The sequence below is a fragment of the Stenotrophomonas sp. SAM-B genome (assembly GCF_013387485.1).
In the GTDB taxonomy this organism is placed as follows: domain Bacteria; phylum Pseudomonadota; class Gammaproteobacteria; order Xanthomonadales; family Xanthomonadaceae; genus Stenotrophomonas; species Stenotrophomonas maltophilia_AA.
Window position 1 is genome coordinate 35,188 of sequence record NZ_JABBXB010000010.1, and the last position, 17,092, is coordinate 52,279.

Genomic DNA, 17,092 nt, shown 5'->3' on the forward strand with positions numbered 1-17,092 from the left:
GTCAGCCGTCCGCGCGGGTCAGCAGCGCCGTGGCCAACCGACCGACCGTGGCGATGGCGCCGGTGAACCGCTCGTCCAGCTCCTGGCAGCAGGACAGACGCAGGCAATGCCGGTAGCGCGCACCGCGCGAGTACACCTGGCCCGGCATGAACACCACGCCCTCGGCCAGCGCCTGCTCGAACAGCTCCCCGGCATCGATCGCCGCGGGCAGCTCTACCCACAGCAGGAAGCCGCCGGTCGGCTGGGTGGCCGACGTGCCCGGCGGGAAATGCTGCGCGATCAGGCCGCGCACGTGGCTGACCTGATCGCTGTAGAGCCGGCGCAACCCACGCAGGTGATGCTCGTAGTTGCCGGCCTCCAGGAACGCGGCCACCGCATCCCCGAGCAGGCGCGATTCCGCGCCCGAGGAGTGGAACTTGAGCAGTTGGATATCGGCGGCGAAGCGTCCGCCGTCGAGCCAGCCGATGCGGTAGTCCGGCGCGAGCGTTTTCGAGAATCCGCTGCAGACCATGATCCAGCCCTCGCGGTCGAAACACTTGGCAAGCGGCTCCAGCGGCTCCTTGAACTGCAGTTCGGCGTACACCGCGTCTTCGATCAACGGCACCTGGTAGTGGTTCACCAGCGCGGCCAGGCGCTGCTTGTTCGGCACCGGCATGCTGCCGCCGAGCGGATTGTGCACGGTCGGCATGGCCATGATCGCGGCGATGCCGCCGGCGTCCAGCAGCGCTTCCAGCGCGTCCAGGTCGAGCCCGTCGCGCGGGTGGGTCGGCAGTTCGATCGCGCGCAGGCCGAGGCTGCGCAGCAGCGGGTAGATGTTGAAGTACGAGGGCGCTTCGATCGCGACCGCATCGCCGGGCTTCGTTACCACACGCAGCGCGAGCTGCAGCGCTTCCATGGCGCCATGGGTGAGCACCAGCCGGTCGGTGGTGGTGTGCAGCCCCAGCCGCGGCCCACGCTGCACGATCTGCGCCAGCAGGCGTGCCGCGCCATTCGGGCGGGCATAGGTTTCCACGGTGGTGGCCGCGCGGCGCAGCACCTGCGCGGTGCTGCGGGCCAGCTGCGCACCGGGATAGAAGCGCTTGCCGCGCGGCCCGGCGAAGGCCAGGTCGACGATGCCCGGCTGCTGCTGCGCGGCCAGCACGCGCGCCATCATCGCCTGCTGTGCGGGGGCGGTCGGCGGCGAGGGCGCCTGCCGCAGTGACTGCGTCGGTTCCGGCAGGCGCGGGCTGACAACGAAGCCGGCCTTGGGCCGTGGCAACACCAGCCCGGCATCCTCGAGCTGCCGATACGCGGCGATCACCGTGTTGAGGCTGAGGCTGCGCTGCGTCGCCAGGCCGCGCAGCGATGGCAGGCGGGTGCCGACCGGCAGCCGTCCGCTGCGGATCGCATCGGCCATTTCATCGGCCAGGGACTGGTAGAGGTTGGTCGCCATCGGCAGCTGCATCCATGGAAATCTGTAACCGTGCGGATGCCAGTCATCTGCATCTGTATCCGCGTCCGGCGCCAGCCTACCATGCGCTTCCAGACTTCCCCCACGCACGGCAGGATCTTGTGTGCCGTGCGTCTTTTCTTGTGTTTCCCGCGCGGTCAGCGCGCTGAAATGGTGGTGCTCACCAGGCGCGGCTGCTCACGGTACAGCGCCGGGAACTGCTGTTTCAGCGCGACGACCTTGGGCAGGTCGTTGATCCGGATGTACAGCGATTCCGGATGCAGCGTGAGGTAGTTCTGGTGGTAGCCCTCGGCGGCGAAGAACGGTTTGCCGCCTTCGACCTGGGTCACCACCGGCGCGGCGTAGGCCTTGGCCTGCTGCAGCTGGGCAATGTAGGCGCGGGTCGCACCCCGCTGGGCCGCGTCGTCGGCATACACCGCCGAGCGGTACTGGGTGCCGCGGTCCGGGCCCTGCCGGTTGAGCTGGGTCGGGTCGTGGGCAACGGAGAAGAACACCTGCATCAACTGGCCGTAGCTCACCTGTGCGGGATCGTAGGTAACCTGCACCGCCTCGGCATGACCGGTGCCGCCGCTGCCGACGCGCGGATAGGTCGCGTTCGCCGCGCTGCCGCCGATGTAGCCGGAGAGCGCGTTGTCCACGCCCTTGATGTGCTGGAACACGCCCTGCACGCCCCAGAAGCAGCCGCCGGCGAACACCACCTGGGCGCGCTTCACCCCGGGCTGGCGCAGGTCCGCGGTGCCGGTGGGCGCCGGGACGGCCACCGTCGTGGTGGCCGCGGCAGCATGTGCCGGCCGATCAAGACCCACCACCACGCTGACGGTGAGTGCGGCGATGGCGACAGCGATGCCGCCGGCCACGAGTTTGTCGACTGCGATTTTCATGCGATGGCTCCTCACCCAAACGTAAAGGCGTAGGCGTGCACGCCCGGATCGAGGAACTCGATCTCGAAGGTGCGCTCCTGCACGGCGCCGGACTGGCGGATCAGCTGATACAGACGGTTCTCATCGACCCGGCCCTCACCGTCGGCCGAGACGTCCCCGCCGGCCGCGGCGCCCGGCGGCTGGCCGTCGATGCGCACGCGGAAGCGCACCGGTCTGCCGTCTTCGCTCGGGGCCAGCACCAGGTGCAGGTCGCGGGCATGGAAGCGGAAGGCGATGCGGCCACCGGGCGCTTCCATCCGGGCATCTTCGTTGCCCACGGTCCAGCGTCCGGCCAGCGCCCACTGGTTGTGCTGCAGCGTGGTGGGCACGGTGTAGTCGGCGGGTTGATCGTGGCGCTGCCCACCGGGCGAAGCGAAGTTCTCGGCGCGCGCATGGCCGAGGTAGGTCTCGGGCGATTTGAGGTTGTCCATGTCGGCTTGGCGCGCCACGCCATCCAGCGCCATCGCCACCGGTGCATCGTCACCGGGCAGTGTGTTGCCGGCCTCGCGCAGCAGCTGGCGGAGGATCTGCTCGGACTGCGCGTAGTTGCCCTCGCCGAAGTGATGCGCGCGGATCCGGCCCTGCGCATCGATGAAGTAGTGCGCCGGCCAGTACTTGTTGTTGAAGCCGCGCCAGATCGCGAAGTCGTTGTCGATCGCCACCGGGTAGGTGACCTTCAGATCCTTCACCGCGCGCTGCACGTTGGCCAGGTTGCGCTCGAAGGCGAACTCCGGCGCATGCACGCCGATCACCACCAGCCCGTGGTCGCGATAGCGCTCGGCCCACTCGCGCACGTAGGGCATGGCACGCAGGCAGTTGATGCAGGAGTACGTCCAGAAATCGACCAGCACCACCTTGCCGCGCAGCGCCTGCGCATCCAGCGGCGGGCTGTTGAGCCAGCCGGTGGCACCGGCCAGCGAGGGCAGGGTGCCTTCCACCGGCAGCGGTGCTCCGGGCGTGATGGCAGCGGCGCGCATCATCGCTCCGCCGGCCGGCGGCTCCTGCGCCGGCAGCACGTCGAGCAGGCCCTGTTCCAGCTTGGCGGTGCTGACCGTGGACAGCCGGGTCAGCACGCCGGTATCCCAGCCCATCGCAATGGCGACCACCGCCAGCAACGCCGCGATGCCCAACCCACGACGCACCCACTCGCCCACGCCAAGGCGGCGTTTGAGCGCGGCGAACACGCGCCCGCCGATCCAGATCGCCAGCGCCAGCGAGGTCGCCGCACCCAGCGCGTAGGCCAGCAGCAATCCGCTGGTGCCGACACTGGCGCCCTGCAGCGCCGCACCGGTCAGGATCAGGCCGAGGATCGGACCCGCGCACGGCGCCCACAGCAGGCCGGTAGCGATGCCGATCAACAGCGAGGTGCCGACGCCCCCGCGACCCGCGTCACTGGCCGCATCGGCCGAGGCGCTCAGCCGCGCGCCCAGCCGCTGGAACGGCGACAGCAGCCGATCGGCCAACGCCGGCCACAGCAGCGCCAGCGCGAACACCGCCATCACCACCAGCGCGATCCAGCGCCCGATCTGGTTGGCCTGCGCCACCCACTGGCTGCTCACCGCTGCCAGGCTGGCGACTACGGCGAACATCAAGGCCATGCCGATCAGCAGCGGCAGGCCGCTGCGCAGGAAGGGGCGGTCCGAGCGGGCGAACACGAACGGCAGCACCGGCAGGATGCAGGGGCTGAGGACGGTGAGCACGCCACCGAGGTAGGCCAGCACGAGCAGAAGCATGGAGAGGTCCTTCTATGACGCGGGAAAGTGCGGCGCTCAGGCCGCGACGAAATTCATGGCCACGCCGTTCATGCAGTAGCGCAGGCCGGTCGGGCGCGGGCCGTCATCGAAGACGTGGCCGAGGTGGCCACCGCAACGCCGGCAGTGCGCCTCGACACGCACCATGCCCAGCGTGGTGTCGCGGTCTTCGCCGACGGCATCGTGCAGCGGCGCCCAGAAGCTGGGCCAGCCGGTACCGCTGTCGAACTTGGTGGAGGAGGAGAACAGCGGCAACGCGCACCCGGCACAGGTGAAGGTGCCGCGCCGATGTTCCTTGTTGAGGGGGCTGCTGAACGGCCGTTCGGTGCTCTGCCGGCGCAGCACGCTGTACTGGGCAGGCGTGAGCTGTTCGCGCCACTGCGCATCGCTGCGCATGACCTCGAACTGGCGCGCAGGCGCGGCAGGGGCAGCCGGGGCGGGCCCGCTGCAGGCGGTCAGTCCGAACAGGCCTGCCGCGGCGGCCATGCCGCCCATTCCAAGCACATTGCGACGTGTGTAGCGCATGGCCGATCTCCGGGCACGGGAACGATGCGGCCATGCTGCGCCCGGGCCGGTCAACGAATCCTCACGCAGGGTTAAATTTTCCGTGACACATTCAGGTCGCGATCCGTCGACAATGGCGCCATGCCCTCCTGCCGCCCCCCGAGCCGATGAGCAGTGCCAAGCGCGTCCTGATCGTCGAAGACGATGTCCACATCGCCAACCTGCTGCGCATGCACCTGCGCGATGAAGGCTATGAGGTCACCCATGCCGCTACCGGCGACGAAGGCCTGGCCCTGCTCGAAGCGCAGCCCTGGAGCGCCCTCGTGCTCGACCTGATGCTGCCCGGCGTGGACGGGCTGGAGATCTGCAAGCGCGCCCGTGCGATGACGCGCTACACGCCGATCATCATCACCAGTGCGCGTGCCAGCGAAGTGCACCGCATTCTCGGCCTGGAGCTGGGCGCGGACGATTACCTGGCCAAGCCGTTCTCGATGCTGGAACTGGTGGCACGCGTGAAAGCGCTGCTGCGCCGGGTCGAGGCGATGGCGCAGAACGCGCGCATCGATGCCGGTGAGATCGACGTCGCCGGGCTGCGTATCGATCCGGTCGCGCGCACGGCACTGGTCGACGGCCGCGCGCTGGAACTGACCCCGCGCGAATTCGACCTGCTGTACTTCTTCGCCCGCCATCCCGGCCAGGTGTACTCGCGCATGGACCTGCTCAACCAGGTCTGGGGCTACCAGCACGACGGCTACGAGCACACCGTCAACACCCACATCAACCGGCTGCGCAACAAGATCGAGCGCGACGCGGCGAACCCGCAACGCATCCAGACGGTGTGGGGGCGCGGTTACAAACTGGTCGATGCCAACGAGGGCGCAGGCGCATGATCCGGCTCACGTTGTCGCAACGCCTGTCCGCCGTGTTCTTCGCGCTGCTGTTGCTCTGCGGGGGCGCGCTGCTGTGGATCCAGATGCGCAGCACCGCCGTGCATGAGCAGGAAACCGTGCAGCGTCTGTCGCGCGGGCTGGCCGAGCACATCGCGCGCAGTGGCGAGCTGATGGATGGCCGCGGCATGCGCAATGGCGAAGTGCGCGCACTGTTCGGCAAGCTGATGGCGGTCAACCCGAGCGTGGAGGTGTACCTGCTCGACGACCAGGGGCGCATCCTGGGCCACGACGCGCCGGAGGGGCATCTGAAACGGGCCCGGGTCGATCTGGGTCCGGTGCAGGCGCTGCTGCGCGATGAGCCGCTGCCGATCCTCGGCGACGACCCACGCAGTGCGACCGGCCGCAAGGTATTCAATGCGGCGCCGCTGTGGGTGCAGGGACGGCAGGCGGGGTACATCTACGTGGTATTGGTCGGTGAGCAGCGCGAAGCACTCGCTGCCAACATCGCTGCCAACAGCACGCTGCGCACCACGTTGTGGTCGCTGGCGATCGTCGCGGTCGTTGGCCTGCTCGCCGGCCTGGTCGCGTTCCGCTGGGTGACCCGCCCACTGCGCCAGCTGACCCGGCGCATCCAGTCCTTCGATGTCGATACCGCCACGCCGGATGCCGCGCCGCCGCCGGCCCCGTTGCGTGCCGGCGAGCGTGACGAGCTGGCGATCCTGCAGCACAGCTTCGGCCACATGGCCCAGCGACTGGGCGAGCAGTGGCAGCAGCTGCGCCAGCAGGACCTGCAGCGGCGCGAGCTGGTCGCCAACATTTCCCATGACCTGCGCACGCCGCTGTCGTCGCTGCACGGCTACCTGGAAACACTGGCACTCAAGGACGCCACGCTCAGCGCCGACGAGCGCCAGCGGTATCTCTCGATCGCCCTGTCGCAGAGCCACAAGGTCGGGCGCCTGGCCCAGGCCCTGTTCGAGCTGGCCCGGCTGGAGCACGGCGGGGTGGTGCTCGACCGCCAGGCCTTCTCGCTGCCGGATCTGATCCAGGATGTGTTCCAGAAGTTCGAGCTGGCGGCCGAGTCACGCCGGCAGACGCTGAGCGCCGACATCCCGCCCGGCGTGCCGCCGGTGGTCGCGGATCTGGCGTTGATCGAGCGGGTGCTGACCAACCTGCTGGACAACGCCATCCGGCATACGCCGGAGGGTGGCCGTATCACCGTGACCCTGCGCGCGGCCGAGGGCGAGGTGCAGATCAGCGTGGCCGACACGGGCCCCGGCATCGCCCCCGAACGGCGCGACACCCTGTTCACCGCGATGCCGGCACTGGGCAGCCAGCGCCCGGACAGCGGCGGGCTGGGCCTGTTGATCGTGCATCGCATCCTGCAGCTGCACGGGCGCGACATCCGCCTGCTGGACCACCGTGACGGGGCGCTGTTCGTGTTCTCGCTGCCAACGACGCGGCAGTAGCGCCGGACAAAAAAAGACCCGACAGAGGGAGGGTTCTGTCGGGTCTGGGATTGCGTGGGGGGAGGGACCCACGCAAATTCGATGTTGTCCGGCTCAGCCGCGCGTCTTGCCTGCGCTGGGCGTGGCGGCCGCGAACGGCTGCCGGGCGAGTTCGCCGAAGGCTTCGGAGGCCTTCAGCCCCAGGCCGGCCACTTCCTGGCTGGCGCTGGTCCAACGGGCGAGGTTGTCACGTGCCAGTTGCGCGCCCTTGGGCAGCAGCGACTGCAGCGTGCCGGCATCCTGTGACTGCACGATTTCACCGAAGAACCCGCTGGTGGCGGTGATGTTCTTCTCCAGCGTCTTCAACTGCACCCCGAACATGCTCTCGGCATTTTCCAGTGCGAGCCTATTGGCACGCGTGGCCGTGGCGGCCAGCTGGCGGGTGTAGTCGCTGAAGGAATCGGTGAACGCGGACGCCATGGTCAGGACGGCTCGAGAACGTTGATGCAATGCAGCATACGCCGAAAATATTGCATTGCAACATTTCGTTGCCCGTTGTGGTCCGGTTTCAGGCGGATGGTTTACAGATCAAAGGGTTGCGCCGCCGGATCAACCGCGATAGCGGCAGCCCGAGGTGCAGGTTTCGTGCACCGTGACTTCGCTCAGCTCGGGCAGGGCCGGCTTGAGCTCGTTCCAGATCCAGATCGCCAGCCGTTCGCTGGTCGGGTTCTCCAGGCCGGGGATGTCGTTGAGGTAGTGGTGGTCCAGGCGGTCGTAGATCGGTTGGAAGGCGGCTTTGACGTCGCCGAAATCCATGATCCAGCCGGTCTGCTCGCCAGGCTCCCCCTCCACCTTGAGTTCCACCCGGAACGAGTGGCCGTGCAGGCGCGCGCACTTGTGGCCTGGCGGCACGTTGGGGAGGTGGTGAGCGGCCTCGAGGGTAAAGACTTTGAAGATTTCCATGACCGCATTGTAGCGGTGGGCCGGGGGTCCAGCAGGCCCGGCGCGTTAATTGTTGCTCACGAAAACATTTCCATCCGGATGAAGAGATGTTAGTTTCTCTTATATCCGTATGAAGAGATGTTATTGGCCGTGGTTCAGCCAGGCATGGACTACTGCGGAACTTGTCGTCCACCACCCCACTGAAGTTCATGCCCAAGCACACTCTTCTCGTAGCGGCGTTGTCCGTCGCTCTGGCAACGCCTTTGACCGCGGTCGCCGACGCCGCCCCCGATGCCGCCGCCACCGGCGACAGCAAGACCCTCGCCGCCGTGCGGGTTACCGGGTCCAACATCAAGCGCACCGATACCGAGTCGGCCAACCCGGTACAGGTGATCGAGCGCCAGCAGCTGGAGGAGACCGGCAAGGCCACCGTCGCCGACCTGCTGCGCTCGATCTCGGCCAACACCGGCAACGCCGCCAACGAAACCACTAACAATGGGTGGGCCTCCGGTTCGGCCGGCATCGGCCTGCGCGGCCTGTCGCAGAAGAACACCCTGGTGCTGCTCAATGGCCGCCGCCTGGCCAACTACGGCTTCCCGGCCGGCGGCCTTTCCGACACCTTCGTCAACCTCAACGCGCTGCCGCTGGTCGCCGTGGAGCGCATCGAAGTGCTCAAGGACGGTGCCTCCGCCGTGTACGGCTCCGATGCCGTGGCCGGTGTGGTCAACATCATCACCCGGCAGAATTTCGAAGGTGCCGAACTCGGTGGCAGCCTGGGCACCGCCGACCAGGGCGGGCTGGACGAGCAGAACCTGAAGTTCATCGGCGGCATCGGTGACCTGGACACGGACGGCTACAACATCCTGGTCAGCCTGGAAGGCTACAACCGCGAGCGCCTGGACCAGGACCAGCGTGACCTGACCAAGTCCGGCATCTACACCGACAAGCCCGGCGGCCGCTGGAACGGATGGTCGGCCAAGGGCGCACGCTATCTGGTCAACGGCACCTCGGTGCCGATGCTGGATGCCAGCGGCAACTGCCCCGAAGGCACCACTCTGGTCGCCAGCGCGCCGATCGACGGCCTGGCCGGCAACACCTGCGGCTTCAACCAGGCCCCGTACACCACGCTGATCCCCTCGACCAAGCGCTACCAGGCCTACGTCAACGGCACCTTCCGCGTGAACGACAACGTCGAAGCGTTCGGCGAAGTGCTCTACAGCGACATCAAGGGCGTCTCCTGGTTCGGCAGCAGCCCGTTCTTCACCCTCGAGAGCGGCCGCTTCGCGCTCAACGCCGACACCGGGCTGGCCGAGCCGGTCTCCTCCAATCTGCCGGCGAGCAGCCCGTACAACCCGTACGGCCGCGCCGTGCCGATCGAATACACCTTCTTCAACCTCGGCGCGACCATCAAGACCAACCGCTCGCAGGCCTACCGCGGCCTGGTCGGGCTGCGCGGCAGCCTGCAGAACTGGGATTGGGAAGTCGGTGCGTTCGGCGCCCGCAGCAGCGAGCGCGAAACCGTCTCCGGCGGCTTCGCCAACCGCTACGCGCTGGCCGATGCGCTGGCCAGCGGCAGCTACAACCTGCTCAATCCGGCGGCGACCCCGCAGGACGTGCTCAACGCGATCAACATCAGCACGCTGCGCCCGGCCGAGTCGGTGCTGCAGGGCGTGGACGCCAAGATCTCCGGTGCGATCGGCCATACCTGGGCCGGTGAAATCGGCTTCGCCGCCGGGGCCGAGTGGCGCCGCGAGAAGCTCGATTCCAACAACCCGTGGCAGATCGATGCCGGCCTGCAGATCCGTCCGGCGATCGCCGAAGTGCATGGCGAGCGCAAGGTCACCGCCGCCTATGCCGAAGTGAACGTGCCGCTGGCCGACCGCCTCGAACTGCAGGCCGCGGCGCGTGCCGATCACTACAGCGATTTCGGTGATGCGTTCTCGCCCAAGCTGAGCCTGCGCTGGCAGCCGTGGGACATCCTGCTGGTGCGTGCGGCCGCCTCCAAGGGCTTCCGCGCGCCGTCGCTCTCGGAGAACTCCAACAGCACCAGCATCGCCTACGGCAGCGTGATCGATCCGCGCGACCCGGATGTGCCGGGATCGCGGCAGAACCCGACCTTCTTCACCGTCGGCAACAACGACCTCAAGCCGGAGCGCACCAAGAGCTTCAACGCCGGCATCGTGCTCTCGCCGTGGTCCAACACCAGCCTGAGCGTGGACTACTACCGGATCGAGCTGGAGAACCTGGTCGGCACCAACAACACCCAGACCCTGGTCACCGATGACGTGCCCGGTGCGGTCCAGCGCGATGAGCGTGGCAAGCTGCTGGCGGTCTACAACCGCTACCAGAACCTGAGCGAGCTGAAGACCTCCGGCTTCGACGTCGAGCTGCGCCAGCGCTTCCCGACCGCGCGTGCCGGCGACTTCGGCCTGAGCACCGCCTTCACCCATGTGCGCGACTACAGCCGCCCCACCGTGGTCGGCGGCCCGCTGGTGGATTACGCCGGCAGCAACCTCGGCGCCACCCTGCCGAAGAACAAGGCCACCACCACCTTCGACTGGAGCTACGGCGATTTCCGCACCGCGCTGACCTGGTACTACACCAGCGGCTACGACCAGAAGGCCAGCGCCGCGGCCACCGCCGTGCAGGATCGCGTCGATGCGTACAACCAGTTCGATCTGTACCTGGGTTACACCGGCATCGACAAGCTGACCCTGTACGCGAAGATCCAGAACCTGGCCGACGAAGAGCCGCCGTACGACGCCTCGTTCCCGGGTATCCGCGCGCCGTACGACTTCAGTCAGTACGACCTGCGCGGTCGCTACTTCACGGTCGGCTTCGACTATCGCTTCTGACCTCATCCACTGCACCGGAGCGTGCGTATCCACAGGGCCGGAAGGAACCGGCCCGTCTTTCGGGGAATCGCTGTGTCTTTGCAACGTCGTCTGCTGTCTCCCATCGCCTGGTTGGCGCTGGTGCTGTGCCTGTTCGCTGCGCCTGCCTCCGCGCAGAGTGCGTACTTCTTCCCGGCCGGCGGTGATTTCGATCCGGCCGTGCCCACGCCCCAGCAGTTCCTCGGCCATGAGATCGGCAGCCGCTACACGCGGCACGATCAGCTGGTGGCCTATTTCAACGAACTGGCCAGGCACTCGGACAAGATCAGGGTCGAGGAGATCGGCCGCAGCTACGAGGGTCGCCCGCTGCTGATCGCCACGGTGACCTCGGCGCAGAACCTGCAGAACCTGGAGACGCTGCGCCGCCAGCACGTCACCCTGGCCGATCCGGCGCAGCCGCTCTCGGCCGCCGGCAACAGCCCGGTCGTGGTGTGGCTGGGCTACAGCGTGCACGGCAACGAGACCTCCAGCGGTGAAGCGGCGATGCTGACGGCCTACTACCTGGTCGCCAACCGCAGCGCGGAAACCGCGCAGTGGCTGCAGCAGGCGGTGGTGCTGTTCGATCCGGCGCAGAACCCGGACGGGCGCGACCGCGCGGCGAGCTGGCACAACGCCTACGCATCGTCGCCGGCCTCGGCCGACCCGGCCGACAAGGAACACGTCGAGCCGTTCCCGCAGGGCCGCACCAACCACTACTTCACCGACCTCAACCGCGACTGGCTGGCGCTGACCCAGCAGGACACGCGACCGAAGATCGCCTATTTCCATCAGTGGTATCCCAATGTCCAGATCGATTTCCACGAGATGGGCAAGGACAGCACCTACTACTTCGAACCGTCGCCGGCGAGCATGCACAGCCCGCTCATTCCGGCATCGTCGTATGAGTTCAACAAGACCCTGGCCAAGTACCACGCGCAGTCGCTGGATGCCCTGGGCTCGCTGTACTACACCGGGGAGAACTTCGACAACTTCTCGCCGGTGTACGGCTCGACCTACCCGGACTTCCACGGCGCGGTCGGCGTGACCGTCGAGCAGGCGAGTTCGCGTGGCCGGGTGCAGGAATCGGTCAACGGCCTGCTGACCTTCGGCTTCACCATCCGCAACCAGGTGGCGACCGGCCTGGGCACGGTCCGTGGTGCGGTGACCGAACGCGACGGGTTGCTGAAGCTGCAGAAGGACTTCTTCCAGTCCGCGTTGAAGCAGGCCAACCAGCAGCCGGTGAAGTCGTTCGTGTTCGGCGACGCGGCCGATCCGGGCCTGACCCAGCGGCTGCTGGACCTGCTGCTGCAGCACCAGATCACCGTGCAGGCACTGAGCGCGCCGGTGACGGTGGACGGCCAGCGTTTCGAGCCGGGCAGCGCCTACGTGGTCCAGGCCGCGCAACCGCAGTTCCGGCTGGTGCATTCGATCTTTGCCGATACACCGCCGATCAAGGGTGATGTGTTCTACGGCAGCACCTCCTACGCGATCGCGCCGGCCTACGGCATCGCTTTCGCCGCCAGCCGCAGCCGGATCGCCGGTGGCGAGCGCGTGGCCAGCGTGCCGGCCGCGAACGGTGGCGTGGCGGGTGGCCAGGCGGGCTACGCCTATGTGTTCGATTGGCGCGACTACAACGCCAGCCGCGCGCTGTACGCACTGCAGGCCAAGGGTCTGCTGACCCGCGCCGCGTTCCAGCCGTTCACGGCGGCCACCGCACAGGGGGAGCAGTCGTTCGGTTACGGCAGCATCGTGGTGCCGGTTGCAGGCCAGCCGCTGGCAGGCGCCGAGCTGCTCGCCGCGGTCGACGCGGCCGCGCGCAGCAGTGGCGTGCACATCCAGGCAGTGTCGAGTGGGCAGAGCCGGGGTGGCATCGATCTGGGCAGTGACAGCGTCAAGGCGCTGCGCAAGCCGGCGGTCGCGCTGGTGATGGGCGAGGGCGTCAGCGCCACCGAAATCGGCTCGGCGTGGTTCCTGCTCGACCAGCACGTGCAGCTGCCGGCGAGCAAGATCGATCCGGCCCAGCTGGGCAAGACCACGCTGGACCGCTACACCACGATCGTCCTGGCCGGCGGCACCTACACCGGCGTGGATACCACCGCAGTTGCGGCGCTCAAGCGCTGGATCAACGCCGGTGGCTCGTTGATCACCTACGGCACCGCCGCGCGCTGGGCGATCGAGCAGAAGCTCAGCGATGAAGTGCTGGGGCCGGAGGAGAAAGAGCCGGAAGCAGCGCGGCGTGCGTTCGGTGACCAGCGTGACATCGCGGCGATCGAGCGCGTCAGCGGCAACATCCTCAGCGCGGACGTGGACAACACCCATCCGCTGGGCTTCGGCGTGCCGCGCCGGCAGCTGGCGGTGAACAAGGAGAACGGCCTGAGCTTCCAGCCCAGCCGCAACCCGTTCTCCACCGTGGTGCGCATCGATGAGGCGCCCAAGGTCAACGGCTATCTGTCCGAGCGCAACCGCAGCCGCGTCGCCGGTGCCGCGTGGCTGGTGGTGTCGCCGCAGGGGCAGGGCAACGTGGTCCTGTTCGCCGATGACCCGGCCCACCGCAAGTACTGGCACGGCACCGAGCGTCTGCTGTTGAACGCGATCTTCTTCGGCAACCAGCTCAACCCGGCCAAGCCGCGCGGCTGACGCGTCTGCTTCAGGTAGTGCCGGCCGCTGGCCGGCTCCCCAAACACCGCCACCCACGCAGCCGACGCACCGTCGGCTGCATTCGTTTTGTCCCATCACATCCCCCGTGAAAATTCCGTATTGCGAATCATTCGCAATAAGAATAGGATGGCGCCCGCTCACGCTGGACGCGAGCGTCACCGGTACGTCGCGCCGATCCACGCCAAGCCCGCCCGGTTGCGCGTCCGCGTCCTCGAACCGTCATCGTCCTTTTCTCCAGGGGAACCACCATGAAGATCGACCCGCTCACCGCTGCCGTGCTGGCACTGGTGCTGGCCCCGGCCGCCCTCGCGCAGCCGGCCACCACGACCGCCACGGTGTCGCCGACCGCGGCGGCCTTCCTGGCGCAGTTCGCCACCGAGGGCGCCGACAGCGTCAGCTGGGCCCAGTTCGAGGCCTTCCGCAAACAGCGCTACGCCGAGACCGACCGCAACCACGACGGCCATGTCGAGGAACAGGAATACGTCGACGAATACCTGCAACGCTTCGATGTCCGCCTGGCCGACGGACGCGCCGGCCACCTGCGCCAGACCGACACCCGCTTCAAGGCGTTGGACCGCGACAAGAACGGGGCGATCAGCCGCGCCGAATACGATGCCGCCGGGGAACGCACCTGGTCGGGTTACGAGGCATCGCAGGACGCCACGCAGGAAACCGCTGCCGCGTCCTCGCGCGATCCGTTGAAGATGCCGACCTCGCATACCGCCAACGGCATGCTGGAGTTGTACGACCGCAACAAGGACGGCGTGGTCGATCGCGCGGAGTTCGACGCGGCGCGTGCGGCGGGCTTCGCCGCCACCGATACCGACGGCAACGACGCGTTGTCGCTGACCGAGTACACCACCGAGTTCGAGGGCCGCCTGGAGCAGCAGCGCCAGCGTGTCCGCGCCGATGCCGGGCGCCAGGCCCGCGTGCGCTTCTCCTCGCTGGACAAGGACAAAGATGGTCGCATGACCTTCGCCGAGTATCAGCTGTCGGGCAAGCGCATGTTCGACCGTGCCGACAGCAACGGTGATGGCGTCGTCGATGCGCGCGATCCCGAGCCGGTCGCCGGCGCGCACTCGGCCAACGGCAACCGCTAGCGGCCCGTAGGCGGCCCTGCCGCCCCCTGCACACGTACCTGCGCCTCCCAGCCCCGCTCGATCAGCCGATCGCCGCAGCCAGGAACGGCCCGCCGCCACCGCGGCGTTTCCGCCATTCCCCATCCCTTCTGCGGAGTCCGATCATGAAGTCGTCCCTCACCCTGCTGGCCCTGGCGGTTGCCGCCAGCCTGTCCGCCACCGTGCACGCCGAAACCCTCAACGACGCCAGCACGCTCGATACCGTGCGCGTGCAGGCCGAGCGTGCCAAGAAGACGCGCTCGACCAACCAGAACGTCACTGTGCTCACCGCGGCCGATCTCGACAACGAGATGGCCAATACGATGGAAGAAGCGATCCGCTACATCCCCGGTGTGAGCATCGTGGACATGGGCCGCTTCGGCGACAACGGCTTCAACATCCGCGGCCTGGAAAGCGACCGCGTGGCGATCACTGTCGATGGCCTGAGCCTGGGCGAATCGGTGGAAACCGCGCGTTCCTATGAGTTCTTCCGGGGTGGCCGCGGCGACGTGGACATCGATACGCTCAAGAGCCTGGCCGTGATCAAGGGCGCCGATGCGATCAGCGCCGGCAGCGGCGCGCTGGGCGGCGCGGTGGTGTTCACCACCAAGGATCCAGCGGACTATCTCACGCCCACCGGCAACGACACCCACCTGGGCTTCAAAGCGGGCTACTCGGGCGCCAATGACGAAACCATGGGCACGCTGACCTTTGCCAACCGCACCGGCATAGTCGAATCGATGCTGGTCTATACCCGGCGCGAAGGCCACGAATCCGAATCGTGGTACGACACCACGAATGATCGCATCGGTGTCGGTCGCCGCACGCCCGATCCGGTCGACAGCACCCGCGACAACCTGCTTGGCAAGCTTGACCTGCAGCTCGACGACGCCAATACGCTGGGCTTTCTGTACGAGCGTGGCCGCGCCACCAACGACGTGGACAACTTGTCGCGTGTCTATGCACCGGGCTACCTGTCGCGCAAAGGCCATGACACCAACGACCGCGACCGCTACGGGGTGAACTACCAGTGGCGGGCCGACAACGCGCTGTTCGATACCCTGGATGCGCAGGTGGATCGCCAGGTCACCGACAGCCGTGGCATCACCACCATCGTGGCCGGCAGCGGCTGCCCGGGCGGCGCCACGCCGTGCCTGCGCAGCGAGAACCGCTCCACCAAGCAGACCCTGGACCGTGCCGCGGCCGACTTCAGCAAGGTCTTCGCCACCGCGGGCGCGCGCCATGACGTGGTGTACGGTCTGGCCTGGCAGCAGCGCGACATCGATTTCACTGCGGTCGACACGCGCTGGAACGCGGCTGGAGCCGTGGCCTCGGTGGAGATCGATCCGCGCCAGGTGCCCAAGACCGACGTCACCGCCTGGAACCTGTACCTGCGCGACAGCGTGCAGCTGCTCGACGAACGCCTGACCCTCAGCGCGGGTGCGCGCTACGACCGTTACGACTACTCGCCGCAGGTGGACGCCACCTTCGTGGACCGCACCGGCACCGTGCGTGACGTGAGCTTCGCTTCGCCGACCTGGCAGCTGGGCGCCGAATACCGCTTCCTGCCCGATCACGCGCTGTGGGCCCAGGTGGGTCGTGGCTTCCGTGCGCCCACCGTGGCGGACATGTACTCGCCGACCAGCGCCACCCAGGTGATCAACGCGCAGAACGGCCAGCCGCTGCTGCTCAACGACACCGTGTCCAATCCGGATCTGGAGGCGGAGAAGAGCCTGAATCTCGAGTTCGGCTACCGCTGGAGCACGGACCGCGCGCAGCTGGGCCTGTCGGTGTTCCGCGACCGCTACGAGAACTTCATCGAGTACACCAACCTGGTCCAGTCGGTACCGGGTGGCTTCCGCACCACCGCGACCGGCCCGGTGCTGTATTCGCGCAACTACACGATGCCGACCAACGCGGGCGAAGTGACGGTCAAGGGCGTGGAGCTGGAGGGCCGCTGGCAGATCAGCGATGCATGGTCCTCGCGCCTGGCCGCCTCCTACAGCGAAGGCGAGAAGCGCAATGGCGATCCGCTCGACAGCACCGTGCCGGCCAGGGCCGTACTCGGCGTGCGCTATGCCCCCTCGCCGGTGTGGAATCTCACCGCCAGCGTGACCCACGCCGTGGCCAAGAAGGCCAAGGACGCCTACACCACCGACGCCACCGGCAAGGTCACCACGCCTGCCTTCGTCGACAAGGCCGATGGCTACACCGTGCTGGATCTGTACGGCACCTGGAACGTCACCCCGCAGTGGAAGCTCAGCGCTGGCATCTACAACCTGACCAACGAGGAGTACTACCTCTGGCAGCGCGTGCGCAACATCAACAAGGGCACCAACACGCTGTACGGCTACGTCAACGATGAGGGCATCGGCCGTTACAGCGAGCCAGGCCGCAATGCGCGGATCACGGTGGCCTACAGCTTCTGAAGCAGGCGCACCGACCGGGGGCCGGGCAGGTAGTGCCGGCCGCTGGCCGGCTCCCGACAAACAAAAAAAGGGCGACGCAGATGCGTCGCCCTTTCTGCGTCTCAGCGATGCC

The 17,092-nt window shown here is 67.7% G+C and carries 12 protein-coding genes; 6 read left to right on the forward strand and 6 right to left on the reverse strand.

The features are described 5' to 3' along the window. Window position 1: 1 nt before the first annotated feature. From HH110_RS16385 to msrB, 4 genes are all read right to left on the reverse strand, one after another. Window positions 2–1,432, reverse strand: a complete 1,431-nt coding sequence (locus HH110_RS16385; RefSeq protein WP_241696608.1) for a PLP-dependent aminotransferase family protein — start codon at window positions 1,430–1,432, stop codon at window positions 2–4. Between the two features lie 155 nt (window positions 1,433–1,587). Beyond that, complete coding sequence (msrA, locus tag HH110_RS16390) at window positions 1,588–2,331, reverse strand: peptide-methionine (S)-S-oxide reductase MsrA (RefSeq protein WP_176990658.1); 744 nt, start codon at window positions 2,329–2,331, stop codon at window positions 1,588–1,590. Window positions 2,332–2,342: 11 nt separating this feature from the next. Next, on the reverse strand, window positions 2,343–4,103 hold the full coding sequence (locus HH110_RS16395; protein ID WP_176990659.1) for a cytochrome c biogenesis protein DipZ: 1,761 nt from the start codon (window positions 4,101–4,103) through the stop codon (window positions 2,343–2,345). 36 nt (window positions 4,104–4,139) lie between these two features. After that, window positions 4,140–4,646 carry a peptide-methionine (R)-S-oxide reductase MsrB gene (gene msrB / locus HH110_RS16400; RefSeq protein ID WP_176990660.1) on the reverse strand — a complete coding sequence of 169 codons (507 nt, stop codon included), beginning with the start codon at window positions 4,644–4,646 and terminating at the stop codon, window positions 4,140–4,142. Between the two features lie 146 nt (window positions 4,647–4,792). Here msrB and HH110_RS16405 point away from each other — a divergent pair, with 146 nt between their 5' ends. Continuing rightward, window positions 4,793–5,515, forward strand: coding sequence for a response regulator transcription factor (locus tag HH110_RS16405; RefSeq protein ID WP_176990661.1), 723 nt, complete (start codon window positions 4,793–4,795; stop codon window positions 5,513–5,515). Further along, entirely contained in the window at window positions 5,512–6,981 is a 1,470-nt protein-coding gene (locus HH110_RS16410) for a HAMP domain-containing sensor histidine kinase (protein ID WP_176990662.1), read from the forward strand. The genes HH110_RS16405 and HH110_RS16410 overlap by 4 nt, the downstream gene beginning before the upstream one ends. A gap of 93 nt (window positions 6,982–7,074) precedes the next feature. Here the strand turns inward: HH110_RS16410 and HH110_RS16415 are convergent, their stop codons facing one another. Beyond that, complete coding sequence (locus tag HH110_RS16415; protein WP_088432036.1) at window positions 7,075–7,440, reverse strand: phasin family protein; 366 nt, start codon at window positions 7,438–7,440, stop codon at window positions 7,075–7,077. Window positions 7,441–7,569: 129 nt separating this feature from the next. Then, a complete protein-coding gene (queD, locus tag HH110_RS16420) occupies window positions 7,570–7,923 on the reverse strand; it encodes a 6-carboxytetrahydropterin synthase QueD (protein ID WP_176990663.1) in 354 nt (117 codons plus the stop codon). A 188-nt stretch (window positions 7,924–8,111) separates the two neighbouring features. On the opposite strand from queD, the gene HH110_RS16425 reads away from it, so the two are divergent. The 4 genes from HH110_RS16425 (at window position 8,112) to HH110_RS16440 (ending at window position 16,980) form a co-directional block, all read left to right on the forward strand. Beyond that, window positions 8,112–10,757, forward strand: a complete 2,646-nt coding sequence (locus HH110_RS16425; protein WP_176990690.1) for a TonB-dependent receptor — start codon at window positions 8,112–8,114, stop codon at window positions 10,755–10,757. A gap of 90 nt (window positions 10,758–10,847) precedes the next feature. Then, window positions 10,848–13,412: a M14 family zinc carboxypeptidase gene (locus tag HH110_RS16430; protein ID WP_176990691.1), complete on the forward strand. Its 2,565-nt coding sequence runs from the start codon at window positions 10,848–10,850 to the stop codon at window positions 13,410–13,412. A gap of 269 nt (window positions 13,413–13,681) precedes the next feature. Further along, a complete protein-coding gene (locus tag HH110_RS16435) occupies window positions 13,682–14,533 on the forward strand; it encodes an EF-hand domain-containing protein (RefSeq protein ID WP_176990664.1) in 852 nt (283 codons plus the stop codon). Window positions 14,534–14,676: 143 nt separating this feature from the next. Continuing rightward, complete coding sequence (locus HH110_RS16440) at window positions 14,677–16,980, forward strand: TonB-dependent hemoglobin/transferrin/lactoferrin family receptor (RefSeq protein WP_176990665.1); 2,304 nt, start codon at window positions 14,677–14,679, stop codon at window positions 16,978–16,980. Window positions 16,981–17,092 lie beyond the last annotated feature (112 nt).

Excerpts from the sequence above, each read along its gene's own strand:
- HH110_RS16385 (WP_241696608.1), bottom strand. The coding sequence starts at position 1,432 with ATGGCGACCAACCTCTACCAGTCCCTGGCCGATGAAATGGCCGATGCG.
- msrA (WP_176990658.1), bottom strand. The coding sequence starts at position 2,331 with ATGAAAATCGCAGTCGACAAACTCGTGGCCGGCGGCATCGCTGTCGCC.
- HH110_RS16395 (WP_176990659.1), bottom strand. The coding sequence starts at position 4,103 with ATGCTTCTGCTCGTGCTGGCCTACCTCGGTGGCGTGCTCACCGTCCTC.
- msrB (WP_176990660.1), bottom strand. The coding sequence starts at position 4,646 with ATGCGCTACACACGTCGCAATGTGCTTGGAATGGGCGGCATGGCCGCC.
- HH110_RS16405 (WP_176990661.1), top strand. The coding sequence starts at position 4,793 with ATGAGCAGTGCCAAGCGCGTCCTGATCGTCGAAGACGATGTCCACATC.
- HH110_RS16410 (WP_176990662.1), top strand. The coding sequence starts at position 5,512 with ATGATCCGGCTCACGTTGTCGCAACGCCTGTCCGCCGTGTTCTTCGCG.
- HH110_RS16415 (WP_088432036.1), bottom strand. The coding sequence starts at position 7,440 with ATGGCGTCCGCGTTCACCGATTCCTTCAGCGACTACACCCGCCAGCTG.
- queD (WP_176990663.1), bottom strand. The coding sequence starts at position 7,923 with ATGGAAATCTTCAAAGTCTTTACCCTCGAGGCCGCTCACCACCTCCCC.
- HH110_RS16425 (WP_176990690.1), top strand. The coding sequence starts at position 8,112 with ATGCCCAAGCACACTCTTCTCGTAGCGGCGTTGTCCGTCGCTCTGGCA.
- HH110_RS16435 (WP_176990664.1), top strand. The coding sequence starts at position 13,682 with ATGAAGATCGACCCGCTCACCGCTGCCGTGCTGGCACTGGTGCTGGCC.
- HH110_RS16440 (WP_176990665.1), top strand. The coding sequence starts at position 14,677 with ATGAAGTCGTCCCTCACCCTGCTGGCCCTGGCGGTTGCCGCCAGCCTG.